At 60.2% G+C, this 25,062-nt stretch carries 23 protein-coding genes, 1 tRNA gene and 2 pseudogenes; 9 read left to right on the forward strand and 17 right to left on the reverse strand.

Going from position 1 to position 25,062, the window contains the following annotated elements:
- Positions 1-42: 42 nt before the first annotated feature.
- The 3 genes and pseudogenes from LHFGNBLO_RS12030 to LHFGNBLO_RS12040 form a co-directional block, all read right to left on the reverse strand.
- Positions 43-830, reverse strand: a pseudogene (locus LHFGNBLO_RS12030) (WecB/TagA/CpsF family glycosyltransferase).
- Positions 831-856: 26 nt separating this feature from the next.
- On the reverse strand, positions 857-2,209 hold the full coding sequence (locus tag LHFGNBLO_RS12035) for an oligosaccharide flippase family protein (protein WP_258607317.1): 1,353 nt from the start codon (positions 2,207-2,209) through the stop codon (positions 857-859).
- Between the two features lie 72 nt (positions 2,210-2,281).
- Positions 2,282-2,701: a hypothetical protein gene (locus tag LHFGNBLO_RS12040; RefSeq protein ID WP_258607319.1), complete on the reverse strand. Its 420-nt coding sequence runs from the start codon at positions 2,699-2,701 to the stop codon at positions 2,282-2,284.
- Positions 2,702-2,967: 266 nt separating this feature from the next.
- Here LHFGNBLO_RS12040 and LHFGNBLO_RS12045 point away from each other — a divergent pair, with 266 nt between their 5' ends.
- On the forward strand, positions 2,968-3,570 hold the full coding sequence (locus tag LHFGNBLO_RS12045; RefSeq protein ID WP_258609693.1) for a glycosyltransferase: 603 nt from the start codon (positions 2,968-2,970) through the stop codon (positions 3,568-3,570).
- Positions 3,571-3,632: 62 nt separating this feature from the next.
- On the forward strand, positions 3,633-4,421 hold the full coding sequence (locus LHFGNBLO_RS12050; protein WP_258607321.1) for a hypothetical protein: 789 nt from the start codon (positions 3,633-3,635) through the stop codon (positions 4,419-4,421).
- A gap of 436 nt (positions 4,422-4,857) precedes the next feature.
- On the opposite strand, the gene LHFGNBLO_RS33640 is transcribed toward LHFGNBLO_RS12050, so the two are convergent.
- From LHFGNBLO_RS33640 to LHFGNBLO_RS33650, 3 genes and pseudogenes are all read right to left on the reverse strand, one after another.
- Complete coding sequence (locus tag LHFGNBLO_RS33640) at positions 4,858-5,085, reverse strand: dTDP-4-dehydrorhamnose 3,5-epimerase family protein (protein ID WP_413774678.1); 228 nt, start codon at positions 5,083-5,085, stop codon at positions 4,858-4,860.
- Positions 5,012-5,221, reverse strand: a complete 210-nt coding sequence (locus LHFGNBLO_RS33645) for a dTDP-4-dehydrorhamnose 3,5-epimerase family protein (protein WP_413774679.1) — start codon at positions 5,219-5,221, stop codon at positions 5,012-5,014. The genes LHFGNBLO_RS33640 and LHFGNBLO_RS33645 overlap by 74 nt, the downstream gene beginning before the upstream one ends.
- Before the next feature lie 67 nt (positions 5,222-5,288).
- A pseudogene (locus LHFGNBLO_RS33650) lies at positions 5,289-5,432 on the reverse strand (dTDP-4-dehydrorhamnose 3,5-epimerase family protein); the annotation flags it as partial.
- A gap of 342 nt (positions 5,433-5,774) precedes the next feature.
- Here LHFGNBLO_RS33650 and LHFGNBLO_RS12060 point away from each other — a divergent pair.
- Positions 5,775-6,734, forward strand: coding sequence for a glycosyltransferase family 2 protein (locus tag LHFGNBLO_RS12060; protein ID WP_258607322.1), 960 nt, complete (start codon positions 5,775-5,777; stop codon positions 6,732-6,734).
- Between the two features lie 984 nt (positions 6,735-7,718).
- On the opposite strand, the gene LHFGNBLO_RS12065 is transcribed toward LHFGNBLO_RS12060, so the two are convergent.
- From LHFGNBLO_RS12065 to LHFGNBLO_RS12085, 5 genes are all read right to left on the reverse strand, one after another.
- Entirely contained in the window at positions 7,719-8,648 is a 930-nt protein-coding gene (locus LHFGNBLO_RS12065; RefSeq protein WP_258607324.1) for a hypothetical protein, read from the reverse strand.
- 189 nt (positions 8,649-8,837) lie between these two features.
- Positions 8,838-10,973, reverse strand: coding sequence for a hypothetical protein (locus LHFGNBLO_RS12070; RefSeq protein WP_258607326.1), 2,136 nt, complete (start codon positions 10,971-10,973; stop codon positions 8,838-8,840).
- A complete protein-coding gene (locus tag LHFGNBLO_RS12075) occupies positions 10,970-11,950 on the reverse strand; it encodes a hypothetical protein (RefSeq protein ID WP_258607328.1) in 981 nt (326 codons plus the stop codon). The genes LHFGNBLO_RS12070 and LHFGNBLO_RS12075 overlap by 4 nt, the downstream gene beginning before the upstream one ends.
- Before the next feature lie 1,202 nt (positions 11,951-13,152).
- Positions 13,153-13,229 (reverse strand) — tRNA-Arg (locus LHFGNBLO_RS12080).
- Positions 13,230-13,370: 141 nt separating this feature from the next.
- On the reverse strand, positions 13,371-14,534 hold the full coding sequence (locus LHFGNBLO_RS12085) for a M20 aminoacylase family protein (RefSeq protein ID WP_258607330.1): 1,164 nt from the start codon (positions 14,532-14,534) through the stop codon (positions 13,371-13,373).
- Positions 14,535-14,751: 217 nt separating this feature from the next.
- Between LHFGNBLO_RS12085 and LHFGNBLO_RS12090 the strand changes: the two genes are divergently transcribed.
- Both LHFGNBLO_RS12090 and LHFGNBLO_RS12095 read left to right on the forward strand, forming a co-directional pair.
- Positions 14,752-15,918, forward strand: a complete 1,167-nt coding sequence (locus tag LHFGNBLO_RS12090) for a D-alanyl-D-alanine carboxypeptidase family protein (protein ID WP_258607332.1) — start codon at positions 14,752-14,754, stop codon at positions 15,916-15,918.
- Complete coding sequence (locus tag LHFGNBLO_RS12095; RefSeq protein WP_258607341.1) at positions 15,919-17,019, forward strand: CobW family GTP-binding protein; 1,101 nt, start codon at positions 15,919-15,921, stop codon at positions 17,017-17,019.
- Positions 17,020-17,166: 147 nt separating this feature from the next.
- Here LHFGNBLO_RS12095 and LHFGNBLO_RS12100 read toward each other — a convergent pair whose 3' ends face one another.
- The 5 genes from LHFGNBLO_RS12100 to LHFGNBLO_RS12120 all read right to left on the reverse strand — a co-directional run bounded on the left by LHFGNBLO_RS12100 (position 17,167) and on the right by LHFGNBLO_RS12120 (position 21,067).
- Positions 17,167-17,403 (reverse strand): sulfurtransferase TusA family protein, encoded by a 237-nt coding sequence (locus LHFGNBLO_RS12100; protein WP_258607351.1) that lies wholly within the window; start codon positions 17,401-17,403, stop codon positions 17,167-17,169.
- Positions 17,404-17,413: 10 nt separating this feature from the next.
- Positions 17,414-18,703 (reverse strand): L,D-transpeptidase family protein, encoded by a 1,290-nt coding sequence (locus LHFGNBLO_RS12105; protein ID WP_258607353.1) that lies wholly within the window; start codon positions 18,701-18,703, stop codon positions 17,414-17,416.
- A gap of 216 nt (positions 18,704-18,919) precedes the next feature.
- Entirely contained in the window at positions 18,920-19,870 is a 951-nt protein-coding gene (locus LHFGNBLO_RS12110; RefSeq protein ID WP_258607364.1) for an acetyl-CoA carboxylase carboxyltransferase subunit alpha, read from the reverse strand.
- A 99-nt stretch (positions 19,871-19,969) separates the two neighbouring features.
- Positions 19,970-20,887, reverse strand: coding sequence for a site-specific tyrosine recombinase XerD (locus LHFGNBLO_RS12115; RefSeq protein ID WP_258607366.1), 918 nt, complete (start codon positions 20,885-20,887; stop codon positions 19,970-19,972).
- Positions 20,888-20,914: 27 nt separating this feature from the next.
- Positions 20,915-21,067, reverse strand: a complete 153-nt coding sequence (locus LHFGNBLO_RS12120; protein WP_126058048.1) for a histidine kinase — start codon at positions 21,065-21,067, stop codon at positions 20,915-20,917.
- 201 nt (positions 21,068-21,268) lie between these two features.
- On the opposite strand from LHFGNBLO_RS12120, the gene LHFGNBLO_RS12125 reads away from it, so the two are divergent.
- From LHFGNBLO_RS12125 to LHFGNBLO_RS12135, 3 genes are read left to right on the forward strand one after another with little or no spacing between them, the layout of a single operon-like run.
- Positions 21,269-21,880, forward strand: a complete 612-nt coding sequence (locus LHFGNBLO_RS12125; RefSeq protein ID WP_258607381.1) for a shikimate kinase — start codon at positions 21,269-21,271, stop codon at positions 21,878-21,880.
- A complete protein-coding gene (aroB, locus tag LHFGNBLO_RS12130; protein ID WP_258607390.1) occupies positions 21,877-23,034 on the forward strand; it encodes a 3-dehydroquinate synthase in 1,158 nt (385 codons plus the stop codon). The genes LHFGNBLO_RS12125 and aroB overlap by 4 nt, the downstream gene beginning before the upstream one ends.
- Entirely contained in the window at positions 23,031-23,924 is an 894-nt protein-coding gene (locus LHFGNBLO_RS12135; protein WP_258607392.1) for an HlyC/CorC family transporter, read from the forward strand. The genes aroB and LHFGNBLO_RS12135 overlap by 4 nt, the downstream gene beginning before the upstream one ends.
- 7 nt (positions 23,925-23,931) lie before the next feature.
- Here the strand turns inward: LHFGNBLO_RS12135 and LHFGNBLO_RS12140 are convergent, their stop codons facing one another.
- Complete coding sequence (locus tag LHFGNBLO_RS12140) at positions 23,932-24,234, reverse strand: BolA family protein (protein WP_258607394.1); 303 nt, start codon at positions 24,232-24,234, stop codon at positions 23,932-23,934.
- 135 nt (positions 24,235-24,369) lie between these two features.
- Here LHFGNBLO_RS12140 and LHFGNBLO_RS12145 point away from each other — a divergent pair, with 135 nt between their 5' ends.
- A complete protein-coding gene (locus LHFGNBLO_RS12145) occupies positions 24,370-24,999 on the forward strand; it encodes a J domain-containing protein (RefSeq protein ID WP_258607396.1) in 630 nt (209 codons plus the stop codon).
- The last annotated feature ends 63 nt before the right edge of the window (positions 25,000-25,062 follow it).

Here is a 25,062-nt window from a genome sequence, read left to right on the forward strand (position 1 = left end):
GCCGTCATGATCGCTGCTATTCACACTAGCCTTAGCCCAGTATCAGGGCCGCCCCCAATGTCCCCTTACTTCCTCGAGGAACAGGCGAACAAGAGGCAAGAGTGAGTATGCGTATCGCCAAAGGCGGCGGAGTTCTGAAGCGAACCGGCGAAGCCATTCCAGCCCGACCTTTCGCATCCATAGTGGTGCCCCTTCTTTGTGCCAACTAAAAACTCCAGAGCCGCGCCGATACACAATCCCACGCCGCTTGAGTTAGGATCTCTTGAAACCTCGAACGCAATTCTCTCCGATTGCGGTGATCCTATAGCTATGAAAATGAAGCGATCGCGGCCTTCTTTGGCGAATTCTACATAACGCTCGAACGCTTCAATATCTGTAGAGACGTTCAAAGGCGGTATATGCGTCCGGAACACGATTTCTGGGAAGGCACGTCGGATATCGCTAACGATCTGCTCATTAGCGGCGATAATTGCTATATGATCCGAGTGGCGAATCACAGATCTAAAAAGCGCCACAGTGAGGTCACACCCTGTCACATGAGGCAGGTTTAATGACAGGGCTTGGGATAAAATAGCAATAGGCTTGCTGTCACAGAGGGAAAGCCAAGCTCGATCATAATACTGAGAAAGCTGCTTCGACTGATCCATTCTTACGACATGGTCAACGTTTGGGGTAACTACATAACGAAACTTATCCCCAATCTCAGGACTTTCAAGCAATTCGACAACCTCGTCGAATCTCAAGTCATCGAAAGGCGCACCAAGGAAAGAATTTCTCGGGAACGATTTTTTCCGTCCGGTCGCAAAAATGCCGCTTGTCGTTGAACCCATCTCGCTACCCACGTCAACCAAGACACTTAGAAGAGCGAAATTATACTGCTCTGGTTCAAGTAAAGCACAGCGCCACTCAGGACGATGCCGACGATCGCATAGGCCGCGTCATGAAGCGGGTCCCAAACATTGTATTTGCGCGCCAGCCATATGGTCACGGCATGGAGCATGACAGTCGCCACGCAATGTCCGATCATGGCTCCGGGTAGTCCTGCGAGCTCAGCCCCGATGATGAAGGACGTCGTTTGAACAACCGCTCGAATTGCGATGGCGTAGAAGTAATTCTTCGAGTCCCCGGCTGCGAGCGCAGCCTGATCGTACGTCAATCCGATGATGAGAGGGATCTGGATGACCGATATGATGACCGCTATCGGTCCCGCAATGCTGTAACGCGGGTCGTAAAGCAGCCCCACTAAGGCGACGCCGGCAAACGCCATCCCGAACTGGAGGAACAGTATTCCGCCCGTCAGACCCGAACGCATCAATCGGATCCGCCCGATCTTTCCCTGCGTCAAAATCGAAGGAAGTTCCCTGTAGAGAGGGATCAGAATACGTCCCGTAACGGCTCCGCCGAGCAGCAGAGGGGCACTCGCGAGAAAGTATCCGACGTTGTAGATTCCAAGCATCTCTATGTCGATATACTTGCCCAATATAGCCCTGTCTCCTTGCGCCAACATGAAGCCGAATATGGTGCTGAAGAATATCCATTTCCCGAAATGGATCAATTCATGCGCGTCACGCCGTTTCCAGTGAAACCGATTGATTGCTCCCGCCAAGAACCAGTGCATAAGAGCCAGCCTAGCTGCGGTGCCAACGACGCCGCCGATGGCGAGTCCCCAAACCGTTTGCGTTGCCCATGCGAGTCCGATCGTTGCGGCGATGCCCACGACCTGGCTGATCAGATCGAGCAAGATCACTCGACCTAGCTGGAGATGGCGATTGGCAGTTTCCACCCGGGTTGGATTGAACCCGCCGATGAGCAATGTCAGTCCCGCGACGGGTAATAGCTGCAGCAAAATCGGCTGGCCGTAGAAGCTGGCGACAGGCCAAGCGAGAATGCACATGGCGAGCCACAGGCACAAGCCGCGTGCTACCTGCACCGTCCAGGCAGTGTTGAGAAAGTCCGGATCATCGCCACGCTTGCTCTGCATGATCGAGGCTCCGATTCCGAGGTCGGAGAACATTGCCAGCCCAGTCATGCAGACCGACACGAGCGCCATCAACCCAAAAGCCTCTGGGAACAGAAGCCGTGTCAGAATCAGATTGGAGGCAAGCCGGATAATCTGCGAGGCGCTATAGCCGGAGGTCGCCCACATCGAGCTGCGCATCACGCGCGTGAACAGACCCTCTCCGCGCAGGAGTTGCCAGATCAGCTTCATAAGTATACGCGAACTTCGCACACCAAGCTGTCTTCATCAGCCGCCGCAGAGATAGTTTGCCCGTGTCCCTCGTCAGTCATAGGGCGGAATAACCAGCATGGCCCGTGATGGCGGAACGATATCAATCATAGGCCCAACCGGGGACGGCACTTGAAGATCGCCTACATCGTCAACACCTATCCGCAGCCCTCCCACAGTTTCATCCGACGCGAGATCAATATCAATGCCCTGGAGAAACTCGGATTTGATATACACCGATTTGCAATGCGTCACAATCGCGACCAACTCGTCGATCCGGCCGATCTCGTGGAGCATGACCGCACTGAACATATCCTCACTGTCGGGAAGGTTCGGCTTCTCTACCGTGCCCTGGCGACGATTGTAAAGGCACCGCGACCGAGCATGGTGGCGTGGCGGTTGGCCAAGGCTGGCGAGCGGGGATCCGGGCGCGGCGTGATCCACCGCATGGCCTATTTCGCCGAGGCGTGCCACATCGTCTCACGATGTAGGGAACTGGGTGTCGATCATGTCCATGCGCATTTCGGCACCAACGCCACGACCGTCGCGATGATGGTGCGCGCGCTGGGCGGCCCACCATACAGCTTCACCGTTCATGGACCCGAAGAATTTGATGCGCCTGCCGCCATTGGGCTGGACGAAAAGATCCGCAAAGCCGTGTTTGCCGTGGCGGTCAGTTCTTTCGGGCGCAGCCAACTCTACCGATGGACCGACTATGAAGATTGGGAAAACTCCGGGTCGTGCACTGTGGCCTCGAGCGAGCGCTCTATCGCGAGCCAGCACCATTGCCTGTCAAAGGACTCCGGCTGGTCGCAATCGGCAGGTTCGTCGAGCAGAAAGGCCAGATATTGCTTGTCGAAGCGCTGGCCAAAGCGCTTCCGAAGCATCCCGACACCCATCTCACGCTTGTCGGCGACGGAGATTTGCGCCAAGAAATTGAAGCGGCGATTCAGTCACGGAGCCTTGGTAAGCATGTGACCATCACCGGATGGGTTGACGAGGACCGAGTCCGCTCCGAACTGGCCCATGCGCATGCACTGATCATGCCAAGTTTTGCAGAAGGCCTTCCGATGGTGATAATAGAGGCCATGGCGGCCGGCCGGCCAGTGGTCGCGACCTACATTGCAGGAATTCCCGAACTCGCGCTGCCTGGCACAAGCGGTTGGCTCGTCCCCGCTGGAGATAGTGCGATGCTCGCATCGGCAATCCTTTCGCTGGCTGATACGCCGCGCGAGCGGCTTGCGGTCATGGGCATCGCGGCCCGCGAGCGCGTTTTTGCTCGTCATGACGTCGACGCAGAAGCAAAGAAACTGGCGGCTCAATTCGCTGCCGCTGCCAGATGAACGGCACACTAAAAGAGACGACACCGCCGAACGCTCCATCCTCATTACGAAGGAATAGACTCATGACTGACATCGCGGTTGCAGTTGCCAGCAACAGTGCCGATATCCTCAACGCCAATCTCAAGCGATCGCCGATGATCGAGGGGGGACATGTTGCCGTTCACGTCGAAACCGGCGCGCCCTCGGCGTCAATTGCCTACAATCGTCTGCTCGACGCCATCGATGCAGACATCGTCGTTTTCGCCCACCAGGATGTCTATCTGCCGTTGGGTTGGGACGGTTTGTTGCGCGCCCGCATTGCCGACTTGTCGAAACACGATCCGGATTGGGCGCTCCTCGGAGCCTATGGCGTCGACTTGGATTTTGTCGGCTTCGGTCCGGTCTGGGCTACTTCCCTCGGGAGCATCGTCGGTAGGGTCTCGATCGAGCCGGTACGGGTGCAAAGCTATGACGAATTGATAATCATCATGCGCAAGAGCAAGGGGCTGAGGTTCGACGAGAATCTGCCGCATTTCCACATGTATGGCACCGACATTGTGCAGACGGCGCAGGCCGCTGGCCTTGGGAGTTATGTCATGTCATTGCCCTTGGTGCACAATGACCGCTTCCATGATCAACTCGACGAACATTTCGCTGCTGGTTACCACTACGTAAGAAGGAAGTGGCGCGCCCAACTCCCTCTCTGGAGTCCCATACTGAAGATCTCCTGGCATGGCCTCCATCTGGCACGCGCGAGATGGCAAAATGCCAGCAGCAGGACTACCCGCCTCGGAATGGCGCGTCCCACGGACGTTGATGCCCGTGCCTATGCAGCGCACTGTGGGTGGTTCGACCTCACGCCATCAGCCTAACCCGCCAACGGCTCCGCGACGCCGGTTCGATCGCAAGCAAACGAGCCTGCGGCAGTGGCACTGTGCCTCAACGCTACACATGAACCGCGATCAAAAGTGGCGTTAGCGACACACCCAGTCCATACATTCCACGGGCAAGCCTTGCTTCTGTGGTTAATAATATGCTAACGTGAGGTGTTGGTAGCGGGGCGTACATGTACACGCACTATGATGCAACGGGTCGCTTGGGCTCCGCGCAAGATCATGCCGACTTGAACATCAGTTTGCGTGCCGTCTCTTACATCGCCGCGGCGGCCGATGGGTTGATAATTCTAATTTCCGGTGTCGGAACCGGCTTAGCCTACCATTGGCTCGCTTTCGGTTCGTTGATGGCTTTCATCGATACCTCGCGTTCAGCCTCGAACCACAGCCGAGCCAATGAAGCCGGCTCCACCGGTCACAAGCAGCTTAACTTTGTCGTCCCCCATGCGAACGGATTCTGTATATCCGTCAGAAGAGGCGCCCGGCTGTCTTTTTCGGACAGGATTGCCGCCTCCGGCGTGATTCCCCACTCTATCCCCAGATCCGGATCGTTGAACCGCACGCCTCGGTCACAGTCCGGCTCGTAGTAGTCCGTGCATTTTGTAGAAGACCTCCGTGTCGTCCTCGAACGTGATAAATCCATGCAGGAACCCGGCCGGTATGAACACCTGTTGTCTGTTGGCGGCGGAGAGTTCCACGCTGATCGACCTTCCAAACGTCAGAGAGCCGGCCCGGATATCCACCGCCACGTCGAGCGCGCGCCCTCGCACGACGCGCATGAGCTTCAGCCTGCGCGTGCGGTGGTGACTGAAAGTGAAGGCCGCGGATCGTTCCGGCTTGCCGGGACATCGATTGATTGTCCTGCACGAACACTATTCCGGCGGCTGACATCGTTCGGGCATTGTAGGTTTCAGAGAAACCGCCTCGATGGTCTTCGAACAGCCGAGGCGTCACAATTACCACCCCGGCCAACTCTGTTTGCTTAATCATTCGATACCAGACTAGACACCATAGGTTGTCCTTTTCACTGAGTCTACCCGCCAGGTTCGCTTACCACAACCAGATGAGCCGTCCGGACACGATACAGATCATCGCCCACCACGTCACAGTGAAGCAAATTGAACCAGCCGCGGCATTAGCGAAGGCGTCTCACGTCCCAAATAGGAGACATTTTTTTGTGGTTTACGCACACACTCTGATCCCCAAGAACACCTGAAGCTCGGCTATGCACGCGCTGTACCAAAAGTACGAGTTCTCCTATGAGAGTTGAGTCTATATCGACAGGTCGCCTTGGGCACACTTGAGAGTCGCGTAATTCGGAGACCCAAAATCGTGGAACTGGCGATCATCGTGGTGAATTACCGGACGGCCGATCTTACGATCGAGTGCCTGGCTGCGCTTCTCGATGACCCGACATTGCCGGCCGACACACATATCATGGTGGTGGACGGTGCGTCTGGGGACGATTCGGTCCCAGTGCTTACGGCCGAGATCGAAACGCGGGATTTGCAGCGACGGATTTCGTTGCTGCCGCTCGCGATCAATGGTGGGTTCGCCTACGCAAACAACCGCGGCATCGAAGCCATAGGGTCGACCTACGGGAAGCCAGAATTCTATCTGTTACTCAACCCGGACACCGTGGCGCGCCCTGGGGCCGTCGCCCGCCTGCTCGAATTTCTAAAGACCGATCCTGCCATAGGCATTGCCGGAAGCCGGCTGGAAGACCCGGACGGAACACCTCAAGCCTGCGCGTTCCGCTTTCTTTCAGTCGCCAGCGAGTTCGAGGCCGAGATCAAGACCGGCCTAGTGTCCAATCTTCTCAGCCGGTGGCGCGTAGTACCACCCGACCTGCCGGAAGAGCCCTCCCGCGTGGGCTGGGTCTCAGGCGCCTGCATGCTTGTGCGGCGCGATGTGTTCGAGGCGGTGGGCCTCATGGATGAGGAATATTTCCTCTATTACGAGGAACTTGACTTCTGCCTGCGCGCCGCGCGGGCGAACTGGCAGTGCTGGCATGTTCCGCAGAGCCGGGTCATTCACTTTGTGGGCCAGTCAACCGGCGTGAGTCGACGTGAAGGCAAGAAGGCGCGCCGTCCTAGCTACTGGTTCGAATCGCGCAAGCGCTACTTCACCAAGAACCACGGCAGACGCTATGCCTTTATGGCAAATCTGGCCTGGATCGCCGGATACATGGGATGGCGCGTTCGCCAGATTTTGACGGGGCGAAAGAACGAGGACCCACCGCACCTGCTGCGCGATTTTGTTCGACACAACTTTTTTTTCGGTAGGCCATGACGCCATCCAAACAAACCGACCAAGGCGACCCGTCGACCGATCAGGTCGGATTTGTCGTCATCGGGCGCAATGAGGGCGGGCGTCTGACCGACTCGCTCGGCTCTCTCGGCTCTCTCGTGGAGCACGCAGTCTATGTGGACTCTGGCTCCACGGACGGCAGTGTGGAAGCTGCGCGGGAGCTGGGTGCCAGCGTCGTAGCGCTGGCCACCGACATTCCTTTTACGGCCGCGCGCGCAATGCCGGTGTCGAAGCGCTCCTGGAAGCGCATCCGGCAACAACGCTGCTACAATTCCTGGATGGGGATTGTAGCCTGCGGGAGAATTGGATCGAGACCGCACGCGGTTTTCTCGCAACGCATCCGGATGTCGCGCTGGTCTGTGGCCGGCGTCGCGAACGATACCCGGAGAGGTCCGTCTACAATGCGCTTTGCGACCCGGAATGGGACGGACCGACAGGAGCAATCACCGAATGCGGCGGCGACTTCATGGTGCGCGTCGAGAGCTTTCGCGAGGTAGGCGGGTTCAGATCCGACCTGATCGCCGGTGAAGAACCGGAGTTATGCGTTCGCCTGCGTCAGGGAGACCGGGCATCTGGCGGCTTGACGAGGAATGACCTGGCATGATGCGAACATCAGCCGATTTACGCAGTGGTGGCGACGCAAGCTCCGCGCCGGGCATGCTTTCGCTGAGGTCTCCTGGCTTCATCGCCATTCTCCGCGCCGAATATGGCAGCGCCAATTTCACCGCGCGATTATTTGGGGCCTGGCTATCCCCCTGTCAGTGGGCAGCCCCCGCTGAACGTCTTGAGGCTTGCCCTGCGGGAGGGTGTGCACAGCGGGCCAAGCTGGAGCGCGGCGTTCTATTCCGTCCTGGGAAAATTCCCCGAACGATAGGGGGCTTGAAACTCCACATGTGCAGACTGACCGGAAGAAAGCAGTCGATCATCGAATACAAATAGTCGGAAGGCGACCGCGAGACTTTCGTCTCAGCGCGCTCCTGTCACACCCGATCGCTCGTAGGACGTGACAGTCGTCCAAACAAGCTCCTGCAACCAATCGGCAAGGGCCTGGCTCGGCGGCTCAGGTTGACCGAGATTTGCCGGCAGGTCGCGCGGGTCGCGACCATAGACGACGGCAAAATGAGCCAACGATATCGCATATGCGCCCAAATCGTTGATGTGGATATTATCGCTGAACAGGTCGGAAATGTTGGTCAAGCCGGGAGCCGAACCGTCTGCAAGGGCATCATGGATCGCCGCCATGATCTGGGGGCCAGGAATTATGCGCATAGGCGCTGACCCGGCCGGCCTGTTTGCGTTCACATAGTCGGCGATCTTTTCCCAGCGATCGATCTCGAGCGGCAGGCGTTCTGGCCACGGAATATGGGCCTCCGGATCATTGTAGGGGTTCTGGGCTTCCGGGCCGCTGTCGATGCCCACCCATGTCGCATAGAGCACCGTCTCGGCACCCCTGCCGCCATTTCCGTTGGTCCAGGCGTGTACGAACCAGCGAAGCGCCGCTTTCTCCGAGTCGTGCCACGGCATGGTGTTTGAGAGGGGCACGCGTTCGGTCGTTACGAGAATCTCATAGTCAGCGATATCAATCCGCGCGTCGGGGGCCTGCGTGCTGTGCTCCCATCGCCATTCCATCGGGCTTCCGGGAGTTGTCGACTGAGCCACGACAACACTGCTGCCCCCGGCCGCCTCGACCATCCGCGTCAGCATGGGGGGGATAGGGTCCGTCAGGCTGTGACCGGACTCGATGACACGGACGTTCAAGGAACGCTCGGCGGCCAGCGCCTGCGAGGCAAAACAGACTTGGCCGACAATCAGAATGGAAAGAACCGCCGATGAAGACGCAAAACGCTCTAAGGCCTTCGGTTTTTCACACGCGACCGCAAATTGAATTCCCGACATGCGAAAAATGCCTCTGTCTACTTCGTGTTTAACTGGCCGCGGCTACGTCTATAGCTCAACTGCTATTCACTTCGCCAACGAAATCAAGCGATTATATTGGCGCCGGCGCGAGCACTTTTCGGTGTGCGGCCGACGATCTTGGGGCAACAACCATCTGCTAAAAGCGGATCGCGGTGTTGCACAGTCACGCTAACGCAACTCGACGGTTGGCAAGCGTCGGTCGGGCTCATCCGAAAATAGCAACGTTTCCACACTGTAGAGCGTCGTAACCGCGTGACCGGCCGTGGCCGTGAGCATTTCCCCTTGGCGGTCGAACACATAGTTGGACGAATGGCCAGGCAGGACGGCTGCGTCATCGCCCGATCCGCCGTTCAGTCTATCCGAACCACCGCCTCCCACCAGCAGATCGTCGCCGTTGCTGCCGATCAGGATGTCTGCCTTCGTTGTCCCTTCAATCCTTTTTTCGCCGGGAGCGGCTCTTATCGTCACGCCGTGGAGAAAGGTTTCGGGGTGGCGCGATTCCCACCAGCCGGGCGTCCCTCCATTGAATGCTGCAAGCGCGTCCCAACGCGGATTTTCGTCGCTCAGATGCCTCAGGGCGCCCCAACTCCCCCATTTGCTTGGAGCGGACACGTCGACAAAGGCGTTGAAGAGGGTGCCTCCAGCGCCCTTCCAGCCCTCAAGAAGTGTTTGATATAGCGCGCCCATCTCGGCCGTATAGTTGAGATGAATGAAGAACGGCGTCAGTACGGGGTCATCAACCCAAGCGCCGAGGGCGACGACATGCGTGCCCCCCTCATACATAATGAGATCAAGACCGTGTTTGCGCGCCACCTCGCGGTGGTAGGAAAAGATCGTTGCGATCAGTTCGCCGACCGTATCCTGTTTGTCGCCGGTGACCGAGCCGTCGCGAAGTTCCCGCGCGGCAAGAGCCACCGCTCCGTCATATGCGTGCTCTTCGACATAAGCGTCGCGCGCCGTTCCCGTAAGGTTCTGCCTTTCCGAGCCCGCCACCGCGGCCGCTCGACTATCCTCGATCCATTTTTTGACAATCGGCGCCTTTGAATCATTGCCAAGACTGCCGGCGAAATAGCCGGTCACCGCATAGGAATCGAAATAGCTTGCGGCCGGACGATTGCGGGCGGGATCCTCCGCGACCCAAAGCGGCGTGGTGAGAACCGCCTCCTCGAGACCGATCCATCCCGTCTGCGTGGAAATGATCTTAACCAGGCGATCATCCACCTGCTCGCCGAAAACCTCGTCCCAAATCTGCGCCATTTGTGCGGCACGCATGCCGTAGAACTCGACCCACTTCGAATCTTGCTTCCATCTTTTCAGTGCCTGAGCTTCCGCCCAATGCGCTTGCTGGAATTGCCAGTTCCAGACTTCGTTTGAATATTCGACGTGCGCTTTCAGTGTTGGGTCGAGATTGTCGCGGACATATTCGGCGAAGCGGCGCATGTACTCGTCGGTTGCCATATGCGGAAGCGTGAACCAGGGATCGGCGCCGATCTGGTTGGCCAGCGCGACCATGATCTCCACCGGCGCTCCGATCTGCGCGTAAGTATAATCGTTTACCTGAGGACGCTCGCTCCACTCGGAGGCGGTCGAGTCGTTGGTACCCATCCACTCCATGAAGCGAAGAACCCGCAGGTCTTCGATTCGTTTGATCCAGTCCGGATTGAATTTGGCTCCGACCTCATGCAGAGGGATGTTTTCTTCTTTTACGATCTCGATGTCGCGAATGTAGTCGCCGGTGCCGTGCGGATCCGTGCTGGTGATCGTAATTACCAGATTGCCAGGCCCTGCAACGGCCTCGAACCAGATCGCGTCGCCTTCGCGTCTTACATGTCTGGCGCGGCCTTCTATGCGCATCGCGCCCTGGCCTTTGTAGGTCATGCGATAACGCCCGTTGACAGAAACCGCCTCCGGCGGCAGGTCGGTAAGGATGAGAGTCGAAACGCCCTCGAGATCCTTTGGAATCGAAGTCAGCCATCCGTCCTTATCGAGATAACCGCGCGAGGCGAAATCCTCCAGGTTCCAGCCGCCCCACTGGTGCGGAAGGTGGCCCGTCCATGGGCGCGCAGTTTTCATGATGTCGATGAACGGCTGTTCCGAGGACCAGTCCACTATACCATTCAGCCCCATGCCAAGAGGTGGGCTGGACAGACCGCGAAGCGCTCCAACCGTATTCTCTCGACCAACGCTTTGCGCGCTGATGGGCGTCTGCTCAGCGACCGGATCATCCTGCCCTCGCGAAATTTTCGCGAAGACCACGAGGCTGAATACCGAGATAGCTATCCCGACAACGACGCACTTAGTCAATCAGATATGGGCTCCGTCCCGGCATACTGTTTCAATCCAGTCTTAGGATAGGTCGTTACGACTTGCCAGACCACCTCTTGCATAAGACGTGCGGCGTTCTGGCCAGGTGGGTCGGCCATGCTCCCGTCGGCCAGCCGGAGTTGGTGGGGGAGCCCGACCGGGCTGCGGTGGTAGAGCACGGCGTAGTGGGTCAGCGCGACGAGATAGGCGCCGATGTCGTTGAGGTGGATCATGTCCTGCTCGCCATTCTCGTTCAACGCAAAAAGGTCCTCCTTGCTTGCAAGCCCGTCAACACCCGCGCGCGCCTCGACAGTTCGGACGAACCGCGCCAGAACCTGCCCCGCTGGAATGACGTAGATGGGTTGCTCCATTCCTCTCACGGCCAGCGCACGCCGCAGGATCTCATTTTCCCAATACCTGGAAAGGTCCAGATCAAGGCGTTCGAGCCATCCCTCGGGGCTGTCGATTGCATGCCATGTTTCATACAGGTAGACGCGTGTCGCGGCGTTGCCTCCCCAGGCGCGCCGGGCCCATCGGCTGACGTAGTCCCAGCTATCGTAGTATTTGATGGCATCACGAATCTCGACCATCTCAGTCATGACGAAAGCGTCATACTCGCCGCTCTCGGCAGCTTCGTCTGCGGCCCGATAACGCGGGTGGGCGTTTTCCGTCTCGGAGCCGTTGATGGGCGCGTCCCCCCAATGCGCTTTCAACGTCGTTCCCCATCCGAGCTGGCTTTCATACCGATGACCGTCGTCCGCCAGCTGCTGCAGCATCGCCGGCATATCCCGGCCAACAAGGCTGTGGCCCAGATGGAAGACGCTCATCGCGCCGGCAGGTCGAGCGAGTGGCGATGCATAAAGAGCGTCAACGGCAACCTCGTCGAGCGGCGCCGGCGCACTGCAGCGCGACAACCCGTATGCAGAAGCCAATAGGAAGAAAAGTGCAGAGCTGCGGTTTCGAATTCGCGTCAGCATTCGCCTTGATAGCCTCAACGCCGTTGGTGTTTTGAGACGGGAGCGTGCCCCTTATGCCACGGGTCGAACAAACCCACCGTTCAGTATAGGTATCGTTTCAAGAACTGTATACGAATGGAGATATTCGAGAGCAGCTTCCACCACCAAATGCCCGCGAAACATTGTCCAAGAGGCTCGGAAGCGGAGCTTCACAAAGTGCCTTGGCAGCCATCACGACAGCATTACGGAACGGGCGTTGATATCCGAAATCGCCAACAGAGACTGGGACGTCATCGTTGTCGGAGCCGGCATGGGCGGCGGAGTAATAGGCCGACGGCTTGCCGAACAAGGTCTTTCCGTTCTTTTCCTGGACAGCGGGCTAGTCGGGCGGCGCGACGACGAACGCGCCTGGAGTTCGATCGCTGACCCGATGGAGAGGCGTGAAAGAGTGAGCTTCCGCTCGCACCTCGCTTTGCTCGGTAAATTGTTGTCTGCACATTGTTTTCGTTTGCGAAAACGGGAGCCATTCCGGGGCTTTGAGATGTGTAAGCGGCGGCGGTAGTGCCGGCAACACAAGGGTGGTGCTCGCAAATCCAATGCGCCGCCGCAATGTGCGATCCGACGTTTCCGCACCGCGGCCTGCAGGTTCGTCAAAGGGTGCAGTGGCGCAAAATCGACGCTGCATTGTGGGGCAGAGAAGGGCGCATGTCTTGCCCCAAACAATGCCGTCGCGCGACAATTGCATCTGCTCACTACCGTTGCACCGGTGGGGAAACTCGTAAGCCATTGACTTTGTATTTAGATCGAGGCGTCGAACATCTGATCCAACATGCTTGGGGGTATCGAGCGGGATTGTTGTGGACCAGGATTATCGTGCCGTTTCGCTTCGAGACGAATTCTCCATTCCGATGCCCACCACTAAGTGAATCTCGGTATCAGTGGTTGCGCCTCCATGATTTGAATCTGCGGTGACCAGCAGACGTCGAGGCTGAGCCGGCTGCCGCCCTTAATTCCGTGCGTCAGAAAGACGGGCAAGGATGATTGGGAACACCGATGCCAACCTTATTGGGCATCCAATGGCCCCGCTTCGCAGCGGATTTAGGTCCTTTGGTCCCAGGGGGCAGGCGTGCCCGAAGTCTGAAGGTCTACGAAATTTGCCGTACTAATTTCGCAAAAATCTCGTAGAAAAGGTACGGTGGTTTCTCGCTAAGTCCTTGAAAACGTGGTGATCCCGACAGGAATCGAACCTGTGACCTACAGATTAGGAATCTGCCGCTCTATCCTACTGAGCTACGGGACCACGCGGCCCGACACATAACCGCTTCGGATCATTTCGCCAAGAGGCGGTCGGCACGCAATCATCCGGTTGTTTTCGGGCCGTGCTGTGGTCTTCACATCAGATCGATACTGGCGTGCCCGGATCTCGCGCACGCCACCGGCGCTAAGCGGCCAGCGCCGTTTCCGCAAGCTTCACCCAATAGCTCATGCCGTGCGGGATGACCTCGTCGTTGAAGTCGTAGGCCGGGTGGTGGAGACCAGCCGTATCGCCGTTGCCGATGAAGATGAACGCGCCTGGCCGCGCCTCCAGCATGTAGGAGAAATCCTCGCCGCCCATCACCGGCTGGATGGCGCGGTGCACCTGGGCGTCGCCGGCGACATCAGCCGCGACATCGCCGGCAAAGACGGTTTCTTCCGCATGGTTGAAGGTCACCGGATAGTTGGCGTCATAGTCGACCTCTATGGTCGCACCGAAAGCGGTGGCTATTCCCGCGCAAATGGCACGGATGCGCTCCTCCGCCTTCCTGGCGATCTCCTTCTTCAGCGTGCGCACCGTGCCGGCGATCTCGGCGGTCTCGGGAATGACGTTGTAGGCGTCGCCGGCGTGGAATTTCGTCACCGACACCACCACGGCCTCGACCGGATCGGTGCTGCGCGAGGCAATCGTCTGCAGTGCGCCGACAAGCTGGCTGGTGATGACGATCGGGTCGATCGTGCCGTGCGGCATCGCCGCATGGCCGCCCTTGCCTTTGACGGTGATGGTGAACTCGGCGGTCGCCGCCATGATCGGGCCCGGCCTGATGGCAAACTGGCCGACCGGCAGGCCCGGCATATTGTGCATGCCGAACACCTTGGAGATGTCGAAACGCTCCATCATGCCGTCCTTGACCATCTCGTTGCCGCCGCCGCCGCCTTCTTCGGCCGGCTGGAAGATCACCGCCACGGAGCCGGCAAAATTGCGCGTCTCCGTCAGATATTTGGTGGCACCCAGCAGCATTGCCGTGTGACCGTCATGGCCGCAGGCGTGCATCTTGCCGGCAACGGTCGAGGCGTAAGGTTTGCCGGTGATTTCGTTGATCGGCAGCGCGTCCATGTCGGCGCGCAGGCCGATTGTCGCGCCCGCGCCCTTGCGGCCGTGGATGATGCCGACGACGCCGGTCTTGCCGAGGCCCGTCACCACGTCGTCGCAGCCGAAAGCCTTCAGCTTCTCGGTGACGAAGGCGGCGGTCTGGAAGACGTCGAAATTCAGCTCTGGCGTCTGATGCAGATGGCGGCGCCAGCCGGCAACCTCATCCTGCATTTCGGCGGCGCGGTTCAGAATCGGCATAATGGTTCCATCTCGCTGTTGGAGCAGACGGTTCGGCCTGCTGCTTTGCAATTGTGATTGTCAGGCGCTTTGCCATCTTGGCGTCACATAGGGTAAATAGCACCGCAAACAATGTGGTCCGGGGACTGAGGGTCGGATCCCATTAGGCTGGCGATCCCGTAATCAAATCTTACGGAGCCAGGGGCGACTACGGCAAGAGGCGATTTCGGATTCCATCATGCGGCACAGGCATTTCCTCAAACTATTGCTGGCAGGCGCTGTGGCGCTGTCTGGGTTGGCCGGACCGGCCCTCGCCAATCCGACGATCCTGTTCGACCTGACGAGCGGCAAGATCCTCCAGCATCAGGATGCCTTCAAGCGCTGGTATCCGGCTTCGCTGACCAAGCTGATGACCGCTTATGTGACCTTCCGCGCCATTGCGGCCGGTGAGGTCCAGCTCGATTCGCCGATCAAGGTGACGAAACATTCCGCCGGCGAGCCGCCGAGCAAGATGGGCTTCAAGCCGGGCTCGGTCATGCGGCTCGACAATGCGCTGAAGATGATGCTGGTCAAATCGGCCAACGACATCGCCATGGCCGTCGGCGAGAATATCGGCGGCTCGCAAGCCGCGTTCGCCGATCGCATGAACACCGAGGCGCGCCGGCTCGGCATGACCGGCACGCACTACGTCAATCCGAACGGGCTCTATTCGCCGGACCAGTATACGACGGCGCGCGACCTTGCCCTGCTGGTGATGGCGATCCGCCATGAATTTCCGCAATACGCCCCCTGGTTCTCGATCGAAGGTCTCGCCGTCGGCAAGAAGGCGATCTCGAATTACAATTTGCTGATCGGTCGCTATCCGGGCGCCGACGGCATGAAGACGGGCTTCGTCTGCCCCTCGGGCTTCAACATGATCGGCTCGGCAACGCGCGACGGGCGCACGCTGGTCGCCGTGGTGCTCGGCGAAAAATCGGCTGTCACCCGGGCCGAGACCGCGGCGAAACTGCTTGACCAGGGTTTTGACACGCCCGCTGCCGGTTCGGCCATCGCCGCGCTGCCTGCCTACGGCGACACCATTTCGCCCAACGACTTGCGTGACGAGATCTGCAAAAAGAAGGCGCCGCAGGAGCAGTCGGAGGCCGCACCGCCCCCCGGCAAGGACGTGCCCAAATCGCCCTATCAGCAAAAGCTTGACCATGTGCCGACGCTGGTCGTCGTCGGCCTCGGCGGCGCCACCGGACCAACGCCGAAGGCCATGATCGACCAGGCCGGCCAGGAATATGCCGACGTGCCGATCCCGACCTGGCGGCCCGACGTGCCGCCGCCGGCTGGTGGCGATCCGACGGCGCCTGCCGGCATCAAGGCCGCGCAAGGCGATCAGCCGGTCAAGGTAGCGAACTAGGTGGCGAATTTTCCCATTCCCGTCTCGGTGCTCACCGGTTTCCTCGGCGCCGGCAAGACGACGCTGCTCAACCGGCTGCTGAAGGATCCCGCCCTCGTCGACACCGCGGTCATCATCAACGAATTCGGTGAGGTGGCGATCGACCATCTGCTGGTCGAGCAGGCCTCCGACGGCATCATCCAGCTTTCCGACGGCTGTCTCTGCTGCACGGTGCGCGGCGAACTGGTCGACACGCTGGCCGACCTCGTCGACCGGCTGCAGACCGGCCGCATCGCCCGGCTTGCCCGCGTCGTCGTCGAGACCACCGGCCTTGCCGATCCGGCGCCGGTGCTGCAGTCGATCATGGCGCATCCGGCGCTGGTCCAGGCCTTCCGGCTTGACGGCGTCATCACGCTGGTCGACGCGGTCAACGGCAATGCGACGCTCGATGCCCATGTCGAGGCGGTGAAGCAGGTGGCCGTCGCCGACCGCATCGTGCTGACCAAGGCCGATCTGGCTACCGATCCCGGCGATGTCGAGGCGTTGCGGGCCCGGTTGCGGCTGATCAATCCGGGTGCCGCGGTGCTCGATGCCGGCGACAGTCTGACCGGCGTGGCGGCGCTGTTCGATTGTGGCCTCTACAATCCGGCGACCAAATCCGCCGACGTGCGGCGCTGGCTAGGTGAAGAAGCCGCTCATGACCACGATCATCACCATGGCGATCATGACCACGACCATGATGGTCGTCGTCACGATTCCCGCGTGCGCTCCTATTCGCTCGTCCATGACGGGCCGGTGCCGTTTTCGGCGATCGAGATGTTCCTCGACCTGTTGCGCTCGGCGCATGGCGAGCGGCTGCTGCGCATGAAGGGCGTCATCGAGTTGCAAGAAGACCCGTCGCGGCCACTCGTCGTCCACGGTGTGCAGAAGATCCTGCATCCGCCGGCGCAGCTGCCGTCCTGGCCGGACGGCCAACGCGGTACAAGGCTGGTGCTGATCACGCTTGATATACCGGAAGACTATGTCCGCCGGCTGTTTGCCGCCTTCACCAACCGGCCGTCGATCGACACGCCGGACCGCGCGGCGCTGGAAAACAACCCGCTGGCCATCGCCGGCCGTTGATCCTAGAGCCTGTTCCATCCCGATGGAAGCGGGATGGGGCGGCTCTATCTTTTTGTTTGACCATGATCTTTTCCGAACCGAAGGTCAGCGAAGCAAAAACCGGTTTCCACTTTTCGCTAACGCGGACCTTCGGTTCGGGATCATGGTCTAAGCTTGCAGTTCGCCGCGTTCGACCAGAAAGCGGTGGCCGCCGGGTACCGCTGCCGTTTCAATCAATTGGTGGCCGTCGTCGGAGCAGAAAGCCGGAATGTCGATGACGGCGAGCGGATCAGTGGTCTCTAACCATAGCCGGCTGCCCGGCTGCATCGTCGCCAGCCGCTTCTTGGCCTTGAGGACTGGAAGCGGGCAGTTCAGCCCCTTGAGATCATAGGTGTGCTCGGCCAAGGTCCAAACCTCAGCCGCCGAACATGCCGAGAAGCTTCTTCTTCAGCTTCGTCACCCTACCTTCGTCGGCGCTCGCGGCCTGCGTTTCGGCTACCGGCTCGGCCGCCTCTACGCCCGCGGTGGTGACCGGCTGCTGGGCAGCCTGCTTGGCGGCTTCCGCTTCGGCCAATGCCTGGGCCTTGGCGGCCTCCTTGGCGGCTTTCGCGGCCTCGATGGCGGCAAGCCTCTGTTCCTCGGCCTTGCGCTTGGCCGCTTTCTCCGCGTCGAGCGCAGCCATCTTGCGGCCGGCCGGCGAATCGATGCGGCCCATACGCGCCGTCTCCATTACCGAGCCGTCGGCGTTGAGCGACGGCGGGTCGATCGGCACGCGTTCACCACGGGCGCGACGCTTCGACCAGTCGGAAACGATGCTGGCTTCCTTGATGCCGGCGATGGTCGGCTTGGGCGCCGGCACGGAGGCCTTGACCGCGCCGGTGAACGCCGCGTCATAGCTGCTCTGGTAGGCATTGTAGGCGCTCTTCAGCGAATCCGGTTGCGTGGTGGAAGGGCAAAGGCCGGTCGGATTGAAAGCCGTACCTTCCGGGGCCACCTGGTTGAAGACATAGCGCTTCTCGCAGACATCGACCTTCGGCGGCACCTTGGTGATCTCGAAATTGTCGTAGCCGACCTTCAGCATCTTCCAGAAATCGTAGTTCGGATCGTTGCGATAGCGCGCCATGTTGGCGGCCGTCATGCGGAACGGAAAGGCCTGGATCTGGAATTCGGTCTGTCCGCCCTGGAAGGCGTCGCGGCCGAAGGCATAGATCTGCTCGATCTGCGCGTCGGTCATCGAATAGCAGCCCGACGACGAACAGGCGCCGTGAACCATCAGATTGGAACCGGTGCGGCCGTTGGCGCGGTCATAGGCGTTCGGATAGCCGATGTTGAAGGACAAATGATAGTTCGACCGCGGATTCATCTGTTGCGGGCGGACCGTATAAAAACCTTCCGGCGCCTGGCGGTCGCCTTCGGTGAATTTAGGCCCGAGCTTGCCCGACCATTTGCAGATATCGTAGCTGGCGACCAGGTCGTAGCGGCCGCTTGTCTTGGCCTTCCAGATTTCGAGCTTGCCTTCTTCCTTGAAGATGCGGGCCATCACCGACGAGGTGCGGACCATGCCCTTGGCCTTCATATCGGCCAGGATCTTGTCCGGCAGCGGCTTGTTGGCCTCCGGGGCAAAATCCTTCATCGAGGAATCGGTGCAGCCGGCGACGCCGAGCGCGGCGATCAGTAGTCCAGTGCGGGCAAACTTGGCAAACATGGGTACGACTATGTCTTTTCTCTCGGAGCCACAGGCTTGGGCATCGCCGGGCCGCACGCTGAACATTGAAGGAGCCTAAGCCCGTTAACCTTGAAAATTCCTTACCGCAAGCGTTGGACGCTTCCCCTTACGGCAATTTCATTGAGCCGAATGCAGCGGCATTTTTGTGGCGAAATTGCTCCAAGTCGCCACATTGCCGCGTGGGAACCCCTGAAATCAAAGGCTGCGGCCCATCGCCAGGTACTTTTCGCGCCGATGTTCGCGAAAATCGGTATTGGCGCCGGAAAACTCCTTCATCGTCTTGGCAATGAGGTCGCCGGTGGCGGCAATCACCGTTTCGGCGCCACGATGGGCGCCACCGAGCGGCTCGGGAATGATGGCATCGATGATCTTCAGTTCCAGAAGATCCTGGGCGGTGATCTTCATGTTGGTCGCCGCGTCCTTCGAACGGGTGGTGTCGCGCCACAGGATCGAGGCAGCGCCCTCCGGCGAGATCACCGAATAGATGGCGTGTTCAAGCATGTAGACACGGTTGGCGGTGGCGATAGCTATGGCGCCGCCAGAGCCGCCTTCGCCGATGACCACCGAGATCGACGGCACTTTCAGGCCGAGGCAGGCCGAGGTCGAGCGGGCAATGGCTTCCGCCTGGCCGCGCTCCTCGGCGCCGACGCCGGGATAGGCGCCGGCGGTGTCGACCAGCGTCAGCAGCGGGATATTGAAGCGGTCGGCGAGTTCCATCAGCCGCACCGCCTTCCGGTAGCCCTCCGGCCGCACCGAACCGAAATTATGCTTGAGCCGGCTGGTCGTGTCCGAGCCCTTCTCCTGGCCAATGATCGCCACCGGTTCGCCGCGGAAACGGGCAAAGCCGCCGACGATCGCCTGGTCCTCGCCGAAATTGCGGTCGCCGGCGAGCGGCGTGAAATCGTTGAACAGGCCCTTGATGTAGTCGACACAGTGCGGCCTGTCGGGATGGCGCGCCACCTGCACCTTCTGCCACGGAGTCAGCGCCTTGTAGGCCTCGCGCAGCGCGTCGCGCGAGCGTTTCTCAAGACGGCTGATCTCGTCGCCGACATCGACGGCCTCGCCATTCTCGGCAAGCTTCTTCAGTTCGAGGATCTTGCCTTCGAGATCCTGCACCGGCTTTTCGAAATCGAGGTAATTGTACATTCTTGAGCGGACCGATACGTCGGAAGGCAATGACTGGCGGAACCCTGAAATCATAGGCTCCGCGCGGTGGAACGTCGTTCTCACATAACGATATGAGGCCTAGTCGGCAAGCGGGTGATGATCGTTGACCAGCCGCACCAACCGCTCCTCCAGCACATGCGTGTAAATCTGCGTCGTCGAGATGTCGGCATGGCCAAGCAGTTGCTGCACGGCCCTGAGATCTGCGCCGTTCTGCAAGAGATGGCTGGCAAAAGCATGGCGCAGCACGTGCGGCGATATTTTGGCCGCGGCGATGCCGGCCCTGGCAGCGAGGCCCTTCAGGTCGCGGGCAAAGACCTGCCTGGAGAGATAGCCGCTGTCGGAGGCTGCTGGAAACAGGAACGGGCTGTCTGCAAAAGCCGGCACCGTTGCCCGGGCGGTGAGCCATGCCCGCATCGCCGTGCGCGCCTTGATCGAGAGCGGCACCATGCGTTCCTTGTCGCCCTTGCCGCGTACCATGAAGAAGCGGTCATCGCGCTGGGCCACGGTCACCAGCAGGCCGACCAGTTCGGAAACGCGCAAGCCGGTGGCGTAGAGCACCTCGACAAGTGCATGCAGGCGCAGCGCCGCCAGATTGTCACTATTACCCAACGAGGCATCCATTGCCTCCAGTGCGGCGCGGTCGATCAGCCGGCCGGTATCGGCCTCGCTCATCGTCTTCGGCAGCGGCCGGCCCTTCTTCGGGCTGTCCAGCGTGCCGGTCGGGTCGTCGCTGCGTAGGCCTTCGGCATAAAGGAATTTGAAGAACTGGCGGATCGCCGACAGTTTTCGCGCCTGCGAGGTGGCGGCAAAGCCGCGGGCGGCGATGTCGTCGAGATAGGCGCGGATATCGGCGGCGGCAGCAGCGGCAAGGCCACCGCGGATCTCACTCGAGGCATCCTCGAGGTCGCGACGATAGGAGGAAAGCGTGTTTTCAGCGGCACCGCGCTCGGCGCTCATCATTTCGAGAAAGGCTTCGATGCGGGCGGCGCTGTTCATTTTCTTGGGGACAGTTTTTCTTTTGGGTCAGTTCTTCTTGGGGTTCAGCTTTTCCGGAGGGATGCGAACGCTCATCTCGGCCTTTTTCGGCTCGACGAACATCGCCAGCGCGAACATCGTACCATAGGCAATGCCAGCGAGAATCGTGAGCGTCACGACAAAGCGAAACAGTGTCGGCATCAATCTCGCCCGTCTTCGTGTTTTGCGTTTCCAAACCCTGTGCCCTTATGAGACGTCAATCCGGCCAATTCAAGGACGAAGGGTTTGTTCGACGCAGGTCCCAACCGGAAAACCGCGCAACACTTTTCCGGGACCTGCGAAGGGCGCCATGCTTGACGCAAACAGGCTTTTGATGTCGATACGCCGGCAAAGAGGGCTCGTATGAACGCGCTACCAGCAAATCCTCCCGGCGAGAGCCATGCCGCACTGCTCGACCGGTTGGGCAACCGTTCCGTCGTGTTTGTCGGACTGATGGGCGCCGGCAAGACGGCGGTCGGCCGCAAGGTGGCGGCAATGCTGGCACTGCCCTTCATCGACAGCGACCAGGAGATCGAAAGCGTGTCGCGCATGACCGTGCCTGAACTGTTCGAGCGCTATGGCGAGACGGAGTTCCGGGCGCTGGAGCAGCGCGTCATCCTGCGCGTGCTGGAAAACGGCCCGCAGGTGCTGTCGACCGGCGGCGGCGCCTTCATGAATGCGCAGACGCGTGAGGCGATCACGAGCCATGGCGTGTCGGTATGGCTGAAGGCCGAGATCGACCTGTTGATGGAACGGGTTTCCAAGAAGCAGAACCGGCCGCTGCTGAAAAGTTCCGATCCCCGCGCCGTGCTCGAGCGGCTGATGGCCGAGCGTTATCCGATCTACGCCGAGGCAAATGTCACCGTGCCGACCCGCGACGATCGCAAGGAGGTCATTGCGGCCGAAGTTGTCGAGGCGCTTTACGGACATTTCGGTCTTCCAGCGGCCACTACGCTGGGCGAGGCGCGGTCGTGAGCGCCGATGCAGTCACCGTCGAGGTCGGGCTTGGCGACCGCGCCTATGACATCCTGATCGGCGCAGGCCTGCTGTCGCGCGCCGGCGTCGAGATTTCGCGCCGCCTGCCGGGCACGCGGGCAGCGGTGGTCACCGACGACAACGTCGCCGCAGCACACCTCGAAACGCTGAAGGCCGGTCTCGAAAAGGGTGGCATCCAGCCTGCCGTCATCACGCTGCCGGCCGGCGAAAAGACCAAGAGCTTTGCGCATCTCGAGGAGGTGGTCGACGGTGTGCTCGCCGCCCGTCTGGAGCGCGGCGATGTCGTCATCGCGCTTGGCGGCGGCGTCATCGGCGACCTTGCCGGTTTTGCCGCCGGCATCGTGCGCCGCGGCATGAATTTCGTGCAGATACCGACCTCGCTGCTGGCGCAGGTCGATTCCTCGGTCGGCGGCAAGACCGGCATCAACAGTGCGCGCGGCAAGAACCTCGTTGGCGTCTTCCATCAACCGAAGTTGGTGCTGGCCGACACCGAGGTGCTCGACACACTGCCGATCCGGGAATTTCGCGCCGGCTATGCCGAGCTTGCCAAATATGGGCTGATCGACCGCCCGGACTTTTTCGCCTGGCTGGAGGAGAACTGGAGCCAAGTGTTTGCCGGCGGTCCGGAGCGAGCGCAGGCGATCGCCGAAGCCTGCCGCGCCAAGGCCGATGTCGTGGCGCGTGACGAATTCGAGACCGGCGACCGTGCGCTGCTCAATCTTGGTCACACCTTTGGCCATGCGCTGGAGGCCGCGACGCAATATGACGGCACCCGCCTCGTCCATGGCGAGGGCGTCGCGATCGGAATGGCGCTGGCATATCGCTTTTCGTCCAGGCTCAACCTGGCGAGCCCCGACGATGCGGCGCGTGTCGAGACGCATCTTCGCGCCGTCGGCCTGCCATGGCGGATGGCCGATATCCCAGGTGAGCTGCCCGATGCCGAGGCGCTGTTCTCGTTCATCACCCAGGACAAGAAGGTGTCGCGCGGCGCGCTAACCTTTATCCTGACGCGCGGCATCGGCCAGTCTTTCATCGCCAGGGACGTGCCGGCGTCGGAAGTCTTGTCCTTCCTGAAAGAGAACCATCGAGGCCTAAAAGGGAACCGTTCGGGTTTGGGGGAAGGCCGGGGATGAACGAAGCCGGCTGGATCGTCGCTGCCGTGCTTGCCGCCCTCGGTCTGCTGGTCCTTGGGTTTCGTGCACGTTTTCTCGCCTTGTTCGGCTACGAGTTGCTGCCCATCGAGCCGCAGCGGTCGGCGCATGACGAATTGCGCGGCGCCGTCGATGATTTTCGCCGTGACGGCCAGGTGGTGCGCGAGGATCGCGACCGCATCGGCGGGTTGTTCGATCTCGAAGAGCTCGAAGTGTCCGACATCATGGTCCACCGCACCAATATGCGTTCGGTCAATGCCGATAATGCGTCGGAAACGGTGGTGCGCGAAATCCTGCAGAGCCCGCACACGCGCATGCCCCTTTGGAAGGGCTCGCTCGACAACATCGTCGGCGTGCTGCACGCCAAGGACCTGCTGCGCGCGCTGAACGATGTCGGCAATGATTTTTCCAAGATCGACGTGATGAAGATCGCCTCAAAGCCTTGGTTCGTGCCCGACACCACGACGCTGCAGGAACAGCTCAACGCCTTTCTGCGCCGCAAGGCGCATTTCGCCATTGTCGTCGACGAATATGGCGAGGTCGAAGGGCTGGTAACGCTGGAGGATATCATCGAGGAGATCGTCGGCGAGATCGCCGACGAGCACGATGTCGAGATCCAGGGCGTCAAGCAGGAGGCCGACGGTTCCATAGTCGTTGACGGCAACGTGCCGATCCGCGACCTGAACCGGGCGCTCGACTGGAACCTGCCGGACGAGGAAGCCACCACCATTGCCGGCCTCGTCATCCACGAGACGCAGTCGATCCCGGAGGAGAAGCAGGCTTTCACCTTTCATGGCAAGCGCTTCACCGTCATGAAGCGCGACAAGAACCGCATCGCAAAGCTGCGGATCAAGCCGGCCGGCGAAGCCTAACGCCGCTTCACCAGCGTGTCTTTTCGCCCGGTGCCGCCGGCTCGATCGCCAGCGCATGCACGCCGGCCTTCAACTCGTCCGCCAGAAGCTCGTTGACGGCACGGTGGCGGTCGATGCGGCTCATGCCGGCAAAGGTTGGCGAGACGATGCGGACACGGAAATGCGTCTCGCCCGTGCCGTCATAGGCACCGTGATGGTCGGAGCCGTGGTGGTGATGGCCGGCATGAAGATGGCTTTCATTGACGATAACCAGCCGCTCCGGCGAAAACGCCTTGTTCAGCTTGTCTTCCATCGTTGCCTGTATGGACATCGTCGCTTCTCCGCCCCACATCTATGGCTGCCGCCATTAAATTCGCCATTCGCCGGTTTTATGCCGCGATTCAGCGGTTAGGGCGATCATCGTGAAAATGTCAATTCTTGTTTCGCAGTAGCGAACAGCCCATAAATGGGTGAGATGAAACCGTATCCCAAATATTTCGAGAAGATTCGGGTCCGCCCCGACAAGGATGCGGAGCTCAAGTCGCGCTCGCCGATCTGCCAGTGGGACGGCTGCAAGGAGGCCGGCACTCATCGTGCGCCGGTCGGGCGCATGAAGGAAGGCGAGTATTTTCAGTTCTGCTTCGACCATGTGCGCGAGTACAACAAGGGCTTCAACTATTTCTCCGGTGTCCCCGATACCGAGATCGCCCGCTTCCAGAAGGAAGCGATGACTGGCCACCGGCCGACATGGAAGATGGGCGTCAACGGCGCTTCGACGCGGTCCTCACCCGATTTCGCCCAGCAGCGCTCCGGCCGTGCCGGCTATTATAACCGCATGCGCGACCCGTTCGACCTGTTCAAAGGTCCGAAGGACCCGCGCGAGGCGCGCGAGCGCAAGGCCAAGCCGCTTGAGGCCAAGGCGCTGGAAACGCTTGGCCTTGATACAAAGGCGACTGGCAAGGATATCAAGGCGCGGTATAAGGAACTGGTGAAGCGCCATCATCCGGATGCGAATGGTGGCGACAGAGGTTCGGAAGACCGGTTCCGCGATGTGCTGCAGGCCTATCGCGTGCTCAAGCAGGCAGGTTTGTGCTGAGCGACCTTACGGTTTGTGTCGTTTTCCAACTTTCATAAGGTTGGAAAAGGCTCTAAGACCGCC

The organism is Mesorhizobium sp. AR10 (genome assembly GCF_024746795.1).
Lineage (GTDB): Bacteria > Pseudomonadota > Alphaproteobacteria > Rhizobiales > Rhizobiaceae > Mesorhizobium.